This window comes from Hwanghaeella grinnelliae, from assembly GCF_004005845.1.
Lineage (GTDB): Bacteria > Pseudomonadota > Alphaproteobacteria > UBA8366 > Aestuariispiraceae > Hwanghaeella > Hwanghaeella grinnelliae.
On sequence record NZ_SADE01000001.1, the window covers coordinates 1,407,729 to 1,424,712 of the forward strand.

Annotated in this window: 14 protein-coding genes; 8 read left to right on the forward strand and 6 right to left on the reverse strand. The window is 59.0% G+C overall.

Going from position 1 to position 16,984, the window contains the following annotated elements; genetic code table 11:
* Window positions 1-177: 177 nt before the first annotated feature.
* From EOI86_RS06430 to EOI86_RS06445, 4 genes are all read right to left on the reverse strand, one after another.
* Window positions 178-1,611, reverse strand: coding sequence for a sensor histidine kinase (locus EOI86_RS06430; RefSeq protein WP_161973721.1), 1,434 nt, complete (start codon window positions 1,609-1,611; stop codon window positions 178-180).
* Window positions 1,612-1,885: 274 nt separating this feature from the next.
* Window positions 1,886-3,121 (reverse strand): MFS transporter, encoded by a 1,236-nt coding sequence (locus tag EOI86_RS06435; protein ID WP_127764272.1) that lies wholly within the window; start codon window positions 3,119-3,121, stop codon window positions 1,886-1,888.
* Window positions 3,122-3,221: 100 nt separating this feature from the next.
* Window positions 3,222-3,854 (reverse strand): TetR/AcrR family transcriptional regulator, encoded by a 633-nt coding sequence (locus tag EOI86_RS06440; protein ID WP_127764273.1) that lies wholly within the window; start codon window positions 3,852-3,854, stop codon window positions 3,222-3,224.
* Between the two features lie 22 nt (window positions 3,855-3,876).
* The gene (locus EOI86_RS06445; protein ID WP_127764274.1) at window positions 3,877-5,532 is read right to left on the reverse strand and encodes a GMC family oxidoreductase; all 1,656 of its coding nucleotides are present in this window, start codon (window positions 5,530-5,532) and stop codon (window positions 3,877-3,879) included.
* A 577-nt stretch (window positions 5,533-6,109) separates the two neighbouring features.
* Between EOI86_RS06445 and EOI86_RS06450 the strand changes: the two genes are divergently transcribed.
* From EOI86_RS06450 to EOI86_RS06470, 5 genes are all read left to right on the forward strand, one after another.
* Entirely contained in the window at window positions 6,110-6,424 is a 315-nt protein-coding gene (locus tag EOI86_RS06450) for a hypothetical protein (RefSeq protein WP_127764275.1), read from the forward strand.
* An 80-nt stretch (window positions 6,425-6,504) separates the two neighbouring features.
* On the forward strand, window positions 6,505-6,846 hold the full coding sequence (locus EOI86_RS06455) for a hypothetical protein (protein WP_127764276.1): 342 nt from the start codon (window positions 6,505-6,507) through the stop codon (window positions 6,844-6,846).
* Between the two features lie 36 nt (window positions 6,847-6,882).
* Window positions 6,883-7,806 (forward strand): transglutaminase-like domain-containing protein, encoded by a 924-nt coding sequence (locus tag EOI86_RS06460; RefSeq protein WP_127764277.1) that lies wholly within the window; start codon window positions 6,883-6,885, stop codon window positions 7,804-7,806.
* Between the two features lie 66 nt (window positions 7,807-7,872).
* Window positions 7,873-8,202 carry an ASCH domain-containing protein gene (locus tag EOI86_RS06465; RefSeq protein ID WP_205032088.1) on the forward strand — a complete coding sequence of 110 codons (330 nt, stop codon included), beginning with the start codon at window positions 7,873-7,875 and terminating at the stop codon, window positions 8,200-8,202.
* A 156-nt stretch (window positions 8,203-8,358) separates the two neighbouring features.
* Window positions 8,359-10,278 carry a sulfotransferase family protein gene (locus EOI86_RS06470; RefSeq protein ID WP_161973722.1) on the forward strand — a complete coding sequence of 640 codons (1,920 nt, stop codon included), beginning with the start codon at window positions 8,359-8,361 and terminating at the stop codon, window positions 10,276-10,278.
* A 33-nt stretch (window positions 10,279-10,311) separates the two neighbouring features.
* On the opposite strand, the gene EOI86_RS06475 is transcribed toward EOI86_RS06470, so the two are convergent.
* Window positions 10,312-11,691 (reverse strand): flavin monoamine oxidase family protein, encoded by a 1,380-nt coding sequence (locus tag EOI86_RS06475; RefSeq protein ID WP_240035576.1) that lies wholly within the window; start codon window positions 11,689-11,691, stop codon window positions 10,312-10,314.
* 157 nt (window positions 11,692-11,848) lie between these two features.
* Between EOI86_RS06475 and EOI86_RS06480 the strand changes: the two genes are divergently transcribed.
* On the forward strand, window positions 11,849-13,663 hold the full coding sequence (locus tag EOI86_RS06480) for an ATP-binding protein (RefSeq protein WP_127764279.1): 1,815 nt from the start codon (window positions 11,849-11,851) through the stop codon (window positions 13,661-13,663).
* A gap of 90 nt (window positions 13,664-13,753) precedes the next feature.
* Here EOI86_RS06480 and EOI86_RS06485 read toward each other — a convergent pair whose 3' ends face one another.
* On the reverse strand, window positions 13,754-14,707 hold the full coding sequence (locus EOI86_RS06485; protein ID WP_205032089.1) for a cyclase family protein: 954 nt from the start codon (window positions 14,705-14,707) through the stop codon (window positions 13,754-13,756).
* Between the two features lie 278 nt (window positions 14,708-14,985).
* On the opposite strand from EOI86_RS06485, the gene EOI86_RS06490 reads away from it, so the two are divergent.
* Both EOI86_RS06490 and urtA read left to right on the forward strand, forming a co-directional pair.
* Window positions 14,986-15,210, forward strand: coding sequence for a hypothetical protein (locus EOI86_RS06490; protein ID WP_127764280.1), 225 nt, complete (start codon window positions 14,986-14,988; stop codon window positions 15,208-15,210).
* 322 nt (window positions 15,211-15,532) lie between these two features.
* Window positions 15,533-16,807, forward strand: coding sequence for an urea ABC transporter substrate-binding protein (gene urtA, locus EOI86_RS06495; RefSeq protein ID WP_476702843.1), 1,275 nt, complete (start codon window positions 15,533-15,535; stop codon window positions 16,805-16,807).
* Window positions 16,808-16,984: the final 177 nt, after the last annotated feature.

The window sequence follows — 16,984 nt, forward strand, 5'->3', positions numbered from 1 at the left end:
CGGGGTGGAGACACTCCTGCCTTAATGCCCATGCGCCGCCGGGGGCTGGGTGTGGCTGTTTCCTTTGATCCTAGACCAGCTATGGTGAGTATACGGTCGCGATGCGGTACCGGACCCACGGCTTTGCCGGACAATTTGTCACGGGAACACGCCGATCAATCTCGATCGGGTGCCGTATCAAAGCGTGACCGGCAATAGAACTGTCACCGTGGTGCCTTGGTTCGGGCGGCTTTCGATCAGCAGTTCGCCGTCATGAAGGTCGACGAAGGCTTTGACCAGCGACAGGCCCAGGCCGACGCCGTCCTGGGTCAGCACGGCGGAGCCGGTGCCGCGGACGAAAGCTTGTGTGATCCGGCCCAGATCCTCTTGCGCGATGCCGATGCCGGAATCCCGTACGCGGATCCGCACTTTGGTGTCGGTGCCAACGTCCCCCACCGCGTGATCCGCAGGTGCAATAGCCGCATCGACGAAAATCGTGCTGTCCTTGGGGGAGAATTTCACGGCGTTGCCGACAAGATTGATCAGGACCTGCCACAACATCCGCCGGTCGCCCTCAACAGTCAGGTCCGGCGGGATGATGTCAAAACGCAGCTGGGGTAATGGCCGATCCGGCGTTTCCTGGAACATCTTTCCGACATCCGAGAACAGGTCCGCGACCGGAATCGCGTGGCGTTCGAGCGATTGATGACCAAGTTCAATCCGGGACAGCTCCAGAAGATCCCCGACCAAATCGTTCAGAACCGTGCCGCTTTCATTGATATGCGTTGCATAGTCCCGGTATTCGGGTGCAAGCGGACCGAAGATTTCATGCTGCATGGCATTGGAGAAGCCGACAATTGCGTTGAGGGGGGTGCGCAATTCGTGGCTCATGGTTGCCAGGAACTGTGTTTTTGCCTCCGACGCGGCCTTGGCCTCCATCTCGGTCCGTTCGCGCTCTGTTGCAAGGGTCGTCGCCCGATGCGCCGCTGCCAGGGCCGCCACGGTTTTACGGTAGAGCCGTTTGTTGACCAACCAAAGCGCCAAGGCGCTTTTGATGCGTTTCGCAAGCGCGCGGGATATGCCCAACATGCCGATCGTGAAGACGAGTACGGCAAGCGCCATGCCGATATGGGCGTCGTGATCGGCCAAGACCAGGCCGAGGACAAGGAGTGTCAGATATGGCAGTACGAAACAGGTGAAGCCCCAGGTGACGGCGCTGAACGAGGCCGCCGCGGCTGCGGTCATGCCCGCGGCGCAAAATGAAAGAAGCACGCTGACGATCAATTGTTGGTCCACGACAATCAACCAGAGCGATCCCGCGCCCCAGGCCAATCCCGAAGCGACTGTGCCGGCATAGAGAATGGCTCTGGCGCGTGCCGGGTTGCGGGACAGAATAGCCGGCTTAGCCGATTGTTTTACGGAAATGGCGCGCAAAGCCGTAACGAGCGCGATGGCCGCGAACCAGGACGCCGGCAGAACGAATTCAGTGACCGACGCTATCGCAATCGCGATGGTCAGACCTCCGCCGAGCGTGCCTGCCATGGCCCAGCGCAAGCCGTCGACAAAAAGCCGCCAACGCGCCCGTTCCAATATGTTCTGCTCGTAGTCCGACTCCGGTGCGGATCGCCGCATTTCTGTGCGAAGACTGTATGCCCGGCTTGAATTTTCACTCGACATGCTGTGACGGGGGGCCTCTACACAGTTTCAGCTTTACCCTTGGCACCGGGCCGTGAGGGCCTTGCGCCAGGACGATCAGAGGGCGGTGTGAATGGTAAAACCGCGAAAACTTCGCGTATCCAAGGCGATGGAACAGAACTACGCGACGGTAGAGTTATACCCCCCGTATGGTAAATCTAATATTAACGAGTCGAACTGGGTGCCCGAAAGTGCAGATCAGTGAAGTCTGTTATACTGCCTTTACAGCAGGTGGGGCGTCGTCCTGTGCCGAGAGCTGCAGCAAGGCGGCGAGGGTGCCGACGACGATGAGCGAGATCCACCCTGTCGTATAGCTGCCGCTCCATTCGAAGCTCAGGCCACCGAGCCAGGCGCCGAGAAAGGCGCCGATCTGATGGCTCAGGAACATCATACCGAACAGCGCGCCGAAATTGGTGGAGCCGAACATGCTGTTGATCATGCCGCTTACCGGCGGCACGACGCTGAGCCAGAGAAACCCCATCGCGGCGGCGAACAGCAATGTCGATTCCACGCTGACGGGCAGGGTGAAGAAAACGGCGATGGAAATCGTGCGCAACAGATAGATTGCGGCAAGGACATTGCGGTTGCCCCAACGCTGGCAGCAATAGCCGGCGGTCAATGTGCCGATCGCGTTGCAGATACCGATCAACGCAATCGCCTGTGCGCCGACGGTCGGCGGCAGGCCGCAAATGCCGATAAAGTTCGGCAGATGGGTCGCGACAAAGATCAACTGAAAGCCGCAAGCGAAGAAGGCAAGTGCCGAAATAACGAAGCTGCGGTTCGCCAAGGCTTCCTTGATGGCCTGGCGCGCATCCACTTTTTGAGGCTGGGCCACCGTCGTACTTTTGTACCCGATATCGGCCGGCTTGTTGTTCTTGAAGACAAAGGCGGCCAGGGCCATCAAGCCGGCGAGGGCGGCCAGCCCGACTAGCGACAGTTGCCAGGACCAGCCTTCCAACATGGTCTGCGCCGCGGGCGCGATGAAAAAGGTGCCAAGTGACCCCGCAGCTGCGAGCACGGAAACCGCGGTGGCCCGCACGGCCGGTGTTGCCAGCCGCGATATGATGCCGACGAGGACGCCATGCGATGTGCCCGCCACGGCCAGGCCGATCAGCACGCCGCCGCCTAGGAAGAGGGCGGCGTGATTGCCGGTCGCCATCAGGAACAGGCCGGCGCAGAACAGCGCCGCCGCGATGGCGACCACCAATTTGCCGCCGAAGCGGTCGCATAGAGCGCCCATGAAAGGCTGGCCGATTCCCCAAGCCAGGTTTTGAACCGCCATGGCAAGGCCGAAACTTGCGACCGTCACGCCCGCGCCGCGCACCATGGGTTCCATGAACAGGCCCAGGCTTTGCCGCAGCCCCATGGACACGGACAGAATGACAATGGCGGCGGCGAGCGCGGTGAGCAGGGCGGGCGACCATTGGCGGGTGTGGTCGGTGTGCATGGGCTTCCTCCTATGGACTGGCGGCCATAGGGTACCTGCACGGGACGTCGCGCAAACTCACTAGTCGGTATACATGGAGGAGACCTTGCCTGTGCCGGTGTCAGACGGCCTCTTTTTGCCGGGCCGTGCCATGCCTTGTCGTTGCCTCTCCGGTCGCTATATCTCCGGTCGAGGCGGCCGCCACCAGAAGTGCGGCGGCTTGCCCGGCCACCCGCGCATAGGAAACATCCCGATGGACCAGGATCTGGGCGATCGCCCCTTCGATAAGGGTGACAACCTGCTGACCCAACAGGGCCGGGCCTGCGGTGCCCGCTTCCTCGAACGCGCGGGCCAGCCACGCCTCGAAACGCTTCTTATGGTCCGCCGCCATGATGACGGCGGGATGGCCCGGCATGTCGATGAGTTCTATCGCGGCCCGGGTAAAGCCGCATCCACGCCAGTTGGGTTGGCCCGCATACTCGGCCAGACAGGAAAACAGATGCCGTATCCGGTCCGGCATCGGCCGGTCTGCGGCGCCGAGCCAGGTGCGGTAGCGTTCGATCGTGGGGTTGTCCCGCGCTTGAAGATAGGCTTCGATCAAATCGTCTTTGCTGTCGAAATGATAGTACAGGGTTCGTTTGGTGACGCCGGCGCGTTCCGCGATCATGTCCACACTGACACTGCGCAGCCCATGTTCATAAAACAGTTCTTCCGCCGCACCGATGATTTTCGAACCTGTGCTTTTTTCGGGCATGCCTGGACCTTTCGTTCGAACATCACTCCGCCAGAACAATTGCCTCCGGCGCGGGTTTGCCCAGGATCAGGTCGCTGGCCTTTTCGGCTGTCATGATGACGCCGGCGTTCAGGTTGGCGCTGACCATCATGGGCATGATAGAGGCGTCGACAACGCGAAGGCCGTCTAGGCCATGGACGCGAAGCTGGTCGTCGACCACCGTCGTCTTGTTTTCCGCCGGACCCATGCGGCAGGTGCCGGCCGGATGGAAGGTAGTGGTGCCGCGGCCTTTCACCGAGTCGAGCAATTCGTCATCGGTGACGATGTCCTTACCGGGGAACATCTCCTCCTTGAAATAGGGGGCCATCGGTTCCGAATGCATCACACGCCGCGCCAATTTCATGCCGGCAAGCAGGACGCGGCGGTCGGATTCCTCTTCCAGGTAGTTCGGCTGGATGATCGGCTTGTCGAACGGGTCGGCGGTTTTCAGTTTCACATAGCCGGAACTGTTCGGACGCTGTTGCCAGGTGGCGATGGACATGCCGGGGAAATTATCCAGCGTCGCTTGCCGGCCCATCTGATAACTGGCCGGCGCGAAGGTCAGTTGCAAATCGCTGTTCGCGATCTTCGGGTCGGACCGCCAAAAGGCATAGACCTGGGTCGCCGGAACCGACAGAACGCCGGGCTTCCCCAACACCCATCGCGCGATTTGGGGAATAAGGCCGATGCCTTGGGCGTCCTCGTTGAAGGTACGGGTGTTCTTAACCTTGGCGCTAAACCGCGGCGCATAATGGTCGCGCAGGTTCATGCCGACGGAGGGCAGGGCATGCGCTAGCGGAATACCCATTTCCTGCAGGTGATCGGGATCGCCGATGCCGCTGAGCAGCATCAATTGCGGGGAATTGATGACCCCGCCGGACAGGATGACTTCCTTGTTCGCCGCCACCTGCCTGGCGCTGCCGCCCCGTCCGCCCTTGGCGTAGTTTACGCCGGTGACCTTCTTGCCCTCCAGGATCAGGCCGGTCGCATGCGCTTCGGTAATGACGGTCAGGTTCGGGCGGGATTTGGCCGGTTTCAAAAAGGCGCGGGCGGTCGACATGCGTCGGCGCTTGTGGATCGTGCGCTGGGTATAGCTGACGCCTTCCTGGTGGCGACCGTTATAGTCGTCGGTCTTGGGAATGCCCTGTGACTCGCAGCCGGCGATGAAGGCGTCGCACAGTTTGTGTTTCCAGTCCGTGTCGGTGACGACCAGCGGGCCTTCTTTGCCGCGAAAGGTTTCTTCGCCTCGAAACTCCGTGCCTTCGCCGTTCAACTTGGTTTCGGCGCGTTTGAAATAGGGCAGCACGTCGGCATAGCCCCAGCCCTTGTTCCCGAACTGGGCCCAGGTGTTGTAATCCTCCCGATTGCCGCGGGTATAAACATTGCCGTTGATCGAACTGGACCCGCCCAGCGTCTTGCCGCGGGGCACGGGGATCGCCCGGCCGCCTGTCCATTCGGACGGTTCGGTCTCATACCGCCAATTCAGGGTCTTGTGGTCCATCAGCTTCATGAAGCCGGTAGGGACGTGGATGTAAGGACTCCAGTCAGGCGGGCCGGCTTCCAGCAGGCAGACGGTGTGTTTGCCGTCCGCGCTCAACCGATTGGCCAGGACGCAGCCGGCCGAACCGGCGCCCACGATGACGTAATCGAACCTATCCACGCGTTTCCCTCATCCCTGCACCGCTTTTTCGCAGTGCCTGATTGTCCCATTTTTTATCCCGGGACTGAACATCCCATTGTCCTTATGGCCAAGACGTTAGGGGAGGGGGATGGTTTTTGGAACCGGTAAGAGGCTTCCTGTGGGTCAAAACAGTTTCGGCTGGATAAGAACAAGTCGGGTTGCGGGGCGGTCGTGGATCGGCCTGGGAACCGTGGTTTCGGCACTGCCTTCAGCCCAAGATGCCGGTTGCACTGATTATCATTAGTCAATAAAGATAGTGAATGGGCGGATATTTTTGAAAAATATAAAAAAGTGAGCGGTGATATTGGAGAATGCGCCGGGTCGCTTTTCCATAATCGAGCCCGCCTCCAACATTTAAAATTCGTACGCGGACTATCCCAGGGGCACCGTTTTTCCCAGGGCCAGTGTTTTTTCCAGGGCCAGTGTTTTTCCCGGGACCAGTGTCTTGCCGGGGCAAGCGGGGAACCCGCCTGTCGCGACACTGGTTCACTCGGCTTAGATCCGCGCGCCGACATGCTTAGCGTTCAATTCATTTAAAACATTTCAGGAGGTGTCTATGACGCCGGAGTCACAAAGTGAAAAGGGTAGCAATGCCGCCCAGCGGGAGGCCGAGGAGATGGCGTATTTCGGCATTACAAGCCATCCCGTCACTGTTTTCCACTACAAGGATTATCGCTACACGCGGCTGGAAGACGCCTTGGCTCAAGCCCGCCGGACAGGACCCGACGCCCCGGCCGACGGACGGATTGGCGGCCATTTCGCAATGGAAAACATGGGCGGCGCCGTCCGCAACAAGCTCGCTGCGGCGCCGGACAAGCCTTGGTGCGATACCAAGGGCAGGAACATCGTCGAGGGGAGTTACACCCAGTAGCGCCTTGAACCCGATGACCGGTGGCCCCGTTGCCCCGGTTGGGCCGCAAGGAGCAGGGTCGCAAATATAGGAATAAGCGCGTGCATGACGAGCCTGTCGATCTGGATGCAAGGCGTGGCCGCGCCGGATTGATCGAAACCGAGAACCGGCGGAAGTCGTTGCATGACCGCGGGGCGGAAAAGGCTGCGAACGAAGCAGGGCACGCGGCCGTCGATGAGGCCGATGATCTGGCTGAAGCGACGGGGTCCTGGGTGTCGGCGGCCGATAAGGCCCGTCACCTGTTGCGCCAATACGCCCGGACGCGCGAAGGCCGGATACCGGCGCAGAGCCGGATGATCGAGCGAACGTTGAACGACCTTTCGGTGTTGATCGACACAGCACGGAAAGAGGCCCAGGAGGCGGGCAAGGAAGGGGAAGATTGACCCTTCCGTTTTTATTTATGAGGACAGGAGGTGGGGATGTTCATTCGGGTTGGATTTGAAGCAAAGGTGGATTGTCCGAATCCGACGCCGATGTTGCTGGCGTTGCGGCTGGACCCCGCCGGGGACCGGAAGGTCGTCGGGTCGGACGCGGTCAGGTTGGTCCCCGAGGTGCCGCTTGAAGAATATTACGACACTTTCGGAAATCGTTTCGGCCGGGTCACGATGCCGGTGGGCCAGACCATGCTTTGGTCCGATTGTATCGTCGAGGACAGCGGTGCGAGCGACGTTTACGATTGGCAGGCCACGCAGCACGAAATCGTGGATCTGCCGAAGGAAACGCTGCAATTCCTGATGCCCAGCCGGTATTGCGAAAGCGACAGCCTGATGGCGACGGCCTGGGGGCTGTTCGGCAATACGCCGCCAGGATGGGCGCGGGCCCAGGAGATTTCGAACTGGGTCCATAACAATGTGCTGTTTGGCTATCCGTTCGGCAGGCCCAGTAAGACCGCGGTCGATGTCTTCCGGGAAGGTACCGGCGTCTGCCGGGACTTCGCACATTTGTTCATCACGCTCTGCCGGGCAATGAATATCCCGGCACGTTATGTCAGTGGGTATTTAAGCGATATCGGGGCGAATCCGGACGGCGCGGGCGATTTCTGCGCCTGGGCGGAAGTCTATCTGGGTGGCCGATGGTTTGCCTTCGACGCGCGCCACAACACGCCGCGCATCGGCCGTATTCCGATGGTGCGCGGACGGGATGCCGCCGATGTGGCGATGATCACGGCCTTCGGCTTTTACGATCTGTCCTATCTGAAGGTCTGGACCGAGCCGGTCGACGAGACTATCCCGGAACAGCAATTTGACGACTTGCTGGCCGAACGACCGGATGTCGAGGCGTTGGTCCTGAACGTCATTCCGGACCGAACCATTCGCGACAGCTTCGTGCCCGGACCGACTTAAGCCGGAAAGGCTCGTTCGATCCGGATTCGGGTTGTCATGGGACGGCCTCTCAAATACCCAGGGGACATGGAAAACAGGATCCAAAGCCTTGGCGTGGTCGCGCGGCTTTTTCCGCTTATTCTCAGCGGGGTAAAGACCTCGACGATACGGTGGCGGGAGGGACGCATCCGTCCGGGCCCGATGCGTTATGTGCATGACGACGACCCTGGGCAATGGGTCATCGTGCAGGTCACCCGATGCACGGATATGCCGCTTGCCGACGCTGCCGCCTATCTCGGAAAAACTGCCGAATGGCCCGACGATGTGATGCTGGCCGGTATGCGCGAGCATTACCCGGAGATCGCCTTAACCGATACCGTCCAGGTGATCGAACACGATCCGCCGCCCCAGTCCTGAATGTATTCCTGGCGGCTTTGCAGCCGACATGCATGCGCCTTTCCAACTTCGTAGTCTTGGACAGATCAGCAACATCTGGTAGAATTATACTTGTCAATGCAACCCGAATTTAGCTACCAATTCGGGATGTATGATGAGTTAAAGGTCTGCCAAAACATGACAAAGCCTGCGGCGAGCAAGCCACCCCGGGAAGTGGTCGAGACGATGAAACTGCACATGGCCGGACGGCTGGATGAAGCCGAGCGGCGTTACCGCGCCTTGCTGCCGGAGCACCCCCGTGTGGCCGATCTACATTATGGGATCGGGTTTCTGGCCTTGCAGAAAAGGCAATCCGACGCGGCGATGAAACATCTGGAGACAGCGCGGATGCTGCGGCCGGGCCATGCGAAAACCTTGGGCGCGCTTGGCTCCGCTTATCTCGGCACCGGTCGGGTGAAGGAGGCCATGGCCCGGTTCGGGGAAGCGTTTCAGGCGGAACCCTCGGCGATGGCGGCGGAAAATTGGGCGATTGCGGCGCGACAAGCCGGCGATTTCAAGACAATGGTTCAGATATACGAAACTGCGTCACAGTCCGGTTTTGCCACCCCGCGGCTGCAAAGCATGGCCGCGCATGCCACTGCCGGATTGGGCGATGCCGACCGTGCGGCCGAGATCGTCCGGCAAGCGGTAGAAGGCGCGCCGAACGACATCGAAATTCGCCAAGTGGCGGGTAAGATCGCGACGCTGCGGATGCAGCCGAAAGAAGCGATAACGCATCTCGAACTGGCGGTGGAACAAGCCCCGTCGGCTGCGCAACTGCACCTTGATCTGGCCTGGGCCTATATTTTTGGCGAGCGCGCCGATGACGCTGCGCGGGCGCTTCGGGCGGCGGTGCAGTATGCAGGGGGTAATGCGCTGATCTTGAGGGATTGCGCCAAAGGACTGGAGCGGCTGAACCTTTTGGCGGAGGCCGAGCCGATTGCCGCCGAAGCTGCGAAAGCATTGCCCGGGGACGCCATTCTTTCAACGCTTCGCTCAACCTTGGCGCGGCGCGATGGCCGTTTGGAAGATGCTCATGACGTATTGGCGCCGTTGATACACGAAGCGCCTGTGCAACACCGTGACGTTTGGTTTGAATGGGCAAAAGTGCTCGACGGATTGGGGGACGTTGAGGCTGCGGGAAATGCCTATGGGAAAGCCAATGAACTTTGGAGGGCCTATCCGAATTCGGTTGCCTGGGCGGAGAAGGAAAACCGGGACATGGAAGCCAGGCTTCGGGATGTAGAGTCACTGCCGGAGATCGCTTTGCCCGAAGGTCTGGCGCCTCTGCCGTTTCGTGTGGTTTTTGTAACCGGTTTTCCGCGTTCGGGTACCACGCTTGTCGACCGGATCTTGGGCGCGCATTCGACGGTCAGCATCTTGGAAGAGAAGCCCTTGATCGAGGCTGTTTTGAAACAGGTGGAAGATAAACACGGGCCCTATCCCGCCTGCCTGCCGGCGCTGGCGGCGAACCGGGACGACATGAACGCCTTACGGGACTTTTTTGCCAAAACCGTGGAACTGCACGGAGGGGCCCCGGGCGGTGTGTTGCTGGACAAGCACCCGATCAACTATTGGCGCCTTGGCCTTATCCGGTTGCTGTTCCCGGAAGCGCCGATCCTGGTACTGCGGCGGAATCCTTTGGATTCGGTTTTGAGTTGTTGGCAGCAGGATTTTTTCCATGCGCCGAACCTCTGTGTGTTTTCGACCTTGCCGGACGCCGCTGCGGCCTTTGACCAGTGGCATCGGCTTGTGGAAGCGATTGGCCGGCGTTTGCCGCTCGATTTGATCGACCTGAAATACGAAGAACTCGCCGCCGAGCCGGAAAAGACAATCCGGCAGGTCCTGCCCCGGTTGGGGCTCGACTGGGAAGACGCAATCATGCGGTTCGCCGAACATACGGTGGCAGGCGCGGTCGTGACATCGGCCAGCTACGCCCAAGTGGGCGAACAGATAAACAGCAAAGCTGTCGGGAAGTGGAAGCGATACGAAAAACAGCTTTCCGCGGTGGTAGGGGTGCTGAAGCCCTGGTGCGACCGTTTTGGGTATTCGGTATAAAGGCGCCGCCGACGGGGGCACCTTCGCCGATCTTCAGCTTTCCAATTCTATCACCGCTTCGGCAGCGCGTAGACCCGACATATAGGCGCCATGTGTTGTGCCCGCATAGTCGAACAAAGTGTGTTCGCCGGCGAGGAACAGGCATTCCTCAATCGCTCTGGCTAAGCCGTCATAATCGGATTTCTTGTTGCCGGGTCGGGGATAGGCATAGGCGCCGAGCGTATAGGGATCAGTGGCCCAATGGGTCGCCAGAACCTGCGTGGGGGTGCCGACATCCTCACCCCAAACCTGGCGCAGCACGTCCAGACCGTCTTCCGTCATCTCCGCATCCGTCATCCTGTCGGCGATGGGTGCGTAGGCGCCGACGCTGAGGCCCAGTAGGATGTTTTCCTCCGAAAATGTCCGGTAGTTCAGCCAATAGTTCCAGCGGCCCTTAGGTTCGGTGACGATACCGAAATACTGGGTTTCGATATCCCAGAACGGCTCGGCGAATTTCAAGGCCAGTTTCGTCACACTGCCGAAGCCGAGTTTGTCGATTGAGTTCCGGTAGCGCTGCGGCAGTGGCGGATCGAAGGCGATCTTTTCCGCCTTCAGAATGCCGAGCGGGACCGTGCAGATGCAGTAGTCTCCTTCAAAAACCCCCTGGTCGGTTTCGACCGCGACCCCATCGCCCTTTTCGTAGGCGACCCCGCTCACCGTGTGGGACAGACGAATATCCAACCCTTCGGTCAAAGGGGTCAGGATTTTGTCATAGCCGGTGGTGACGACGACATCCGGCGTGTCGAAAGCCTTGTCGGCGTTAAACAGAACCGCGGACAGGTCCTCGATCGGCCCGCCCTTGGAAAATTCCGTCCAGGCGGAAAAAGCCCACATCACGCGGGGATCATCCAACAGGTCGCTGTCATAATCGCGGATCGCCTTGAGCAGGGAACGCGGGTCGTTGTTCTCAAAGTTTCGGTCGATGTGTTCCAGGACGCTTTCCCATCCGTCGCTCATTTCCTCATAATCTTCTTCCGCGAATTCGTTCCCGTTGCTCAGGAAATAGGTCGCGTTTTCATCCTCGGTCACGACGTATTCCGCGCCGACCGCGTCGGCTAATTGTCGGGACGGGTTTTCCTCTTCTGGTCCGTGGATCCAGCCGGCGCCTACTTCAAACGGCGCGCCCATCGACCAATCGGTCAGCAGTCGACCGCCGATATGCGGCTTTCCTTCCAGTACGACGACCTCCGCGCCCTGGTTTCGCAGCGTGTGCGCTGCGCCCAACCCGGCAATTCCAGCACCGATAACGACGACCTTGGTGCCCTCTAACGCTTGCGCCCGTGCCCGCCCAATGGGGGTCATCGCCAATACGCCGGTCGAGGCCAGCAGCATCAAGCCAACATCGCGCCGCGTGAAGGTCATCGATTTCATCATTTTTCCTTATGTCCTTGTGATGGCCGTTGCAGCCATCCTCCCCCCTCATTGCACGCATGAAGCATTTAACGATTTGTGAATGTTCGGCGATTATATGGCAAAAACAGAAACTATATGCGTAAATGCTAAACAATAGAGCGGTGAGGAGTGCCGACAATTGCAAGACGATGTTTCCGTTTTCTTTTTATTGTTAAACAACATCTCGGTCTTTGTTGTTCTGATCGTCGGATATTCATTCCTGATTGAACGGTTGCAGTCGCGAACCGCACTAACCCGGCAGGCTGTCATGGGGCTTTATTTTGGCCTGATTACCCTTGTCAGCATGCATGTCAAAATTCCTGTCGTCGAAGGTGTGATCGTCGATCAGCGCAATGCATTGATCGTCTTGAGCGGTGCATTCGGCGGCCCAATCTCGGCCCTGATATGCGGTGCGATGGCTGGTGCCTTTCGCATGTATCTGGGGGGCGCCGGGGTCGTTGGCGGTGTCTTTGGTATCACCCTGTCAGCCGCGTTCGGGGCAATTCTGTACTTGGTGCCCAGGCGGACCAATATCGTTGTTTTCATGTTTTTGGCTGCGGCTTTCGCGGTCGTCTTTACAGCGCCCGGATTCCTGCTGGTCGGTGATTTCGATCAAGGCTTGGCCTTGATGCAACGCATGTTGCCGCCCTGGGGCATGGCGATCTTTGTGGGGATCTTCCTGGGCGGGCTGCTTCTGTCGCGGGAAGACCAAAGGCTGAAATCGGATCAGGAAAAGCGGGCGACGGAAGCCCAATTCAAGACGCTTTACGACGGGACCGTCATCGCCATCCTGGATGTGGATCTTACCGAAATCGTCACGGCGTTCAGGAAGCTTCGCGAAAAGGGAATTACCGATATCGACGCCTTTGTCGCGGCTGGCGGGCCCGAAGTCCCAAGTCTTGATCGGCGCGTTATCGTGCGCCATGCGAACCCTGCCGCACGAGCACTGTACGGGGCCGATTCCATAGGGGACATGCTGGGGCGTTTCGACGGCGGCTTTGGGCCGGAGAGTGGTGGCATTCACCCCGCCATCGCACATGGACTTTGGTATGGCGAGCCAAGCATTACCTTTGAGTCGAAGCATCGAACATTCGATGGAAAGGCCATCAATGTCTCCATCTCGATGCCAATTCCAGGACCTATTGATGGGCCGTTGGAGAAATTTGCGAGCCTTCCCGTTACCGTTCTTGACGTGACCGAACACAAGAAGGCGGAAGCAGCCCGGGACGAAGCACGGCGGAACGCGGAGAATGCGAGCAAGGCGAAATCGGATTTCCTAGCGGGAATGAGTCACGAGTTGCGGACACCGTTGAACGCCATACTCGGTTTTTCGGAAGTGATACGGGACCAGATGCTCGGGCCTTTGGGACACAGCAAATACGGTGAATACGCGCGGCACATTCATTCCAGCGGGGTCCTGCTTTTGGAGCTAGTGAACGACATTCTCGATATCGCGACCATCGAAGCCGGTAGGAAGAGTCTCTCTCTTCGGGATATCGACTTGGACGATTTGGTGGATGAATGCCTGGCCATCGTCGAACATCGTGCGAAAGAAGCGGGCGTGAGCATACGAAAACAGATAGCCGTGACCGAGGACCAGTCGGTTCTGGCCGACCGCCGCGCCTTGCAACAGGTTCTGCTGAATCTGCTGACGAATGCCGTAAAGTACACACCGGCCGGCGGGCAAGTCGCTGTATCGGCCCAACTGGGTATATCGGAAGCGGAAATCGTCGTTTCGGATACTGGCTGCGGGATTCCCAAAGACAGAATCGAAAAGGTTGTCAGCCCCTTCGAGCGCGGAAGCGACGACCCGTATCTAGCCGAAAAGGGGTGGGGGCTTGGCTTGGCAATCGCCAAGACCCTTGTTGAGCTTCATGATGGGGAATTGCGGATCGACAGTGTTGTCGGGGACGGCACCTCCGTGCGGATTTCACTGCCACGGCAAACCCAATGACGCTGCGATGGGCCATTTCGTAACCGGTTCACGAAATGGCCCGGCAGGGTGAGCCGCCGGGCCGTCTTCGTCAAAAGAAGTGTTAGCCGATTAGAACATCGCCACTGGGTTGATGATCATCTGCACCGTGCCGCGGATGCGGGCCTGGCCCAGAACGAACATGAATTCGTTAGCCCCAGCGCGCAGGACCGGGCCGGTATTCATGGTCTCCAGCAGGTAGATACCCTTTTCCTGAAGGGCCAGAACATGGCCGTAGAAGACCCCGTCGCCCTTCGGAGCGGGAACCGGTTCGACACCCCAGGTATCCGCGCCGATCGCCATCAGGTTCTGCGAGGCGAGCCATTTCATGCCCTCGTTGTTGACGCCCGGTTCGCCGGAGACCCAGGCATCCGGGTCGCTGTCCAGCTTGTTCTCGGTCCAGCCGGTGTGGAAGAGGACGATGTCGCCTTCGCGGATTTCGACGCCCTGCGCCTTGGCGGCCGCCTGAATTTCCGCCGATCCGAAATGTTCTCCCGCATCTAGGAAGTCCTTACCCGCGTGTTTGGCCATGTCGATGATAACGGCCCGACCAACCAATGGCGGGATGTTGTGGACCCCCATCTTTTTCAGCCCGGTGATGCCGGCGAAGTCCTTTTCGTTATTGCAGTTGTAGTACAGGCCGTTTTCGCCGAGATGGCCCAGGCCATCGATCTGCGAGCCGATGCCGATCCAGGTTTGCAGGACATCGTCGTTATAGTTTGCCGGATAGCCGAAGGGCAGGCGTTGGCCGCCTTGCTGGTTCGGCTGGACGATTTGAAGGCTCAGGCTGCGTGGCGCGAAGGCCGGGGTCTTGCTGTCGATGACGATGCCGAGAGGCATGGTCTTGCCCTGCTTCACAAGTTTCAGCGCCTCCATGGTGCGCTCGGGCGTCACCAGATTGGCGGAGCCCAATTCGTCGTCCGGCCCCCATTGCGACGGCACGCATTCTGTCGCTGCCATGGCGGTACCCGCGCCAAAGGCCATCAAGCCGGTCAGAACACCGGCAAACCCAATTTTTCTGATCATTTATTCCTCCCACAGTATCGTTTGTTTTTTGGTTACGGTATCAGGGTGCCCAATCCTGCCAAGGTTGCATAGGGAAACTAGCTGCAATTGCAGACATTTCGCGGCAATGGGCAGGGATGGGCGGGGGATGCCGATTTCGTAAGCGGGCCTCCACCCCCGCGATACCCGGTTCCAATACCCAGTTACCCTGGGGAGTATCGCTGAATCGTGTACTCTTCGTTCATCGACGACCGCCGCATAGAAAAAGACGGTTGCGATACAGCGGGAAGGAAAACGCGATGTATGTTCTCATACTCGTCGCGTGCATGAGTTTTAGCGGTGAAACCCACTGCCAGAACTTCGAACGCGACCATGCTTTCACCTCCGAAAATCGATGCCGTATGGCGGCCGCGATAGAGCGCGGCCAATATTCGCAACGTAGCCAGAGCCGCAAGGACTGGTTGACCTATGATTGGCAATGCAGGCCAACCCAGGTGACGATGTTGGAGGAAAGCGCCGAATAGGCGCTTTACCGGCCCTTCGGCCGGGATGTCAGGCCCGGCCCTGCCGGGCGGTTTATCCGGTGCGAAGCTGCCGCGCGGGCAATAGGCAAATCGGCGTACCACGTGCCTAAAAATTAAACAGAGACTAATATTTAAGCAAATTTTGGAACGTCTATTCACTTTTTGAGTGTGGGCCTGTGTGCCGAGAATCATAAAAAATACAACAAAAACAAATGACTATAATGTATCTTCTGGTTGTTTTTCAGATGGCATCCTTATTGCGATTGGGCTTGGTCTACTATCCGTATCGGGAGAGATCAGGATGAAAATCAAAGTAAATAAAATGTTGGGGGCGGCCTCCGTACTGGTGATGGGACTTGCCGCAGGGGCGGCGCAAGCGGCTGACACGATCAAGGTCGGCGTTTTGCACTCATTGTCCGGCACGATGGCGATTTCCGAAACCACGCTGAAGGACACGATCCTGATGCTGGTCGAAGAACAGAATGCCAAGGGCGGACTTCTGGGCAAGCAGCTGGAAGCCGTTGTGGTCGACCCGGCGTCGAACTGGCCGCTATTCGCCGAAAAAGCGCGCGAACTGCTGGAAGTTCACAATGTCGACGTGATCTTCGGGAACTGGACCTCGGTCAGCCGCAAGTCTGTCCTGCCGGTGATCGAGGAACTGAACGGCATGCTTTTCTACCCGGTTCAGTATGAAGGGGAAGAAAGCTCGAAGAACGTTTTCTACACAGGCGCCGCGCCGAACCAGCAGGCGATCCCCGCGGTCGATTACCTGATGAGCGAAGCGGGCGGTTCCGTGAAGCGGTTCGTGCTGGCCGGTACCGACTATGTCTATCCGCGCACGACCAACAAAATCCTGGAGCAATACCTGATCGACAAAGGTATTCCCAAAGAAGACATCATGATCAACTACACGCCGTTCGGTCATTCTGATTGGCAGACGATCGTGAGCGACATCAAGACCTTCGGTTCCGCCGGCAAGAAGACGGCAGTGGTCTCCACCGTCAATGGCGACGCCAACGTTCCCTTCTATAAGGAACTGGGTAACCAGGGCATCACCGCGGAAGACATTCCGGTCATCGCGTTTTCCGTCGGGGAAGAAGAACTCAGCGGCATCGATACCGGCCCGCTGGTCGGCCATCTCGCCGCCTGGAACTATTTCATGAGCGCCGAGTCGGAAGCGAATGACGAGTTCATCACCAAGTGGCACAAGTTCATCGGCAGCGAAGACCGTGTAACCAATGACCCGATGGAAGCCCATTACATCGGCTTCAACATGTGGGTTAAGGCAGTTGAAGCCGTCGGCACGACCGACGTCGACACGGTTCGTCAGGCGATGTACGGCATCACCTACCCGAACCTGACGGGCGGTATCGCGGTTATGAACACCAACCACCACCTGACCAAGCCGGTCCTGATCGGTGAAATTCAGGATGACGGTCAGTTCGAAATCGTCTGGTCCACGCCCAAGGGTGTGATCGGCGATGCCTGGACCGACTTCCTGCCGGAATCCAAGAACCTGGTGGCTGATTGGACCGCGCCGATCATGTGCGGAAACTTCAACATCACGTCCGGTAAATGCTCGGGCCAGAATTACTAAGGCTCGATCTGTGACGGCCGACGGGCGGGGCGACAATAGCCGTTCCGCCCGAACCGGTCACTGTCCCATCGGGTCGCGTTTAGCGTCTTCGCGATGGGGTACGGGCGGCAGCACCTGCGTGGAGGTTTAGGGGGCGCGGGTTGCTTGCCGGGGGTAGTTATCGACAGTTCCAAGCTT

What these genes read in the sequence shown, in the direction of transcription:
- EOI86_RS06460 (WP_127764277.1), top strand. Translation starts at nt 6,883, where the DNA reads ATGTTCATTCGGGTTGGATTTGAAGCAAAGGTGGATTGTCCGAATCCG.
- EOI86_RS06450 (WP_127764275.1), top strand. Translation starts at nt 6,110, where the DNA reads ATGACGCCGGAGTCACAAAGTGAAAAGGGTAGCAATGCCGCCCAGCGG.
- EOI86_RS06440 (WP_127764273.1), bottom strand. Translation starts at nt 3,854, where the DNA reads ATGCCCGAAAAAAGCACAGGTTCGAAAATCATCGGTGCGGCGGAAGAA.
- EOI86_RS06485 (WP_205032089.1), bottom strand. Translation starts at nt 14,707, where the DNA reads ATGATCAGAAAAATTGGGTTTGCCGGTGTTCTGACCGGCTTGATGGCC.
- EOI86_RS06470 (WP_161973722.1), top strand. Translation starts at nt 8,359, where the DNA reads ATGACAAAGCCTGCGGCGAGCAAGCCACCCCGGGAAGTGGTCGAGACG.
- EOI86_RS06490 (WP_127764280.1), top strand. Translation starts at nt 14,986, where the DNA reads ATGTATGTTCTCATACTCGTCGCGTGCATGAGTTTTAGCGGTGAAACC.
- EOI86_RS06475 (WP_240035576.1), bottom strand. Translation starts at nt 11,691, where the DNA reads ATGATGAAATCGATGACCTTCACGCGGCGCGATGTTGGCTTGATGCTG.
- urtA (WP_476702843.1), top strand. Translation starts at nt 15,533, where the DNA reads ATGTTGGGGGCGGCCTCCGTACTGGTGATGGGACTTGCCGCAGGGGCG.
- EOI86_RS06465 (WP_205032088.1), top strand. Translation starts at nt 7,873, where the DNA reads ATGGAAAACAGGATCCAAAGCCTTGGCGTGGTCGCGCGGCTTTTTCCG.
- EOI86_RS06430 (WP_161973721.1), bottom strand. Translation starts at nt 1,611, where the DNA reads ATGCGGCGATCCGCACCGGAGTCGGACTACGAGCAGAACATATTGGAA.
- EOI86_RS06435 (WP_127764272.1), bottom strand. Translation starts at nt 3,121, where the DNA reads ATGCACACCGACCACACCCGCCAATGGTCGCCCGCCCTGCTCACCGCG.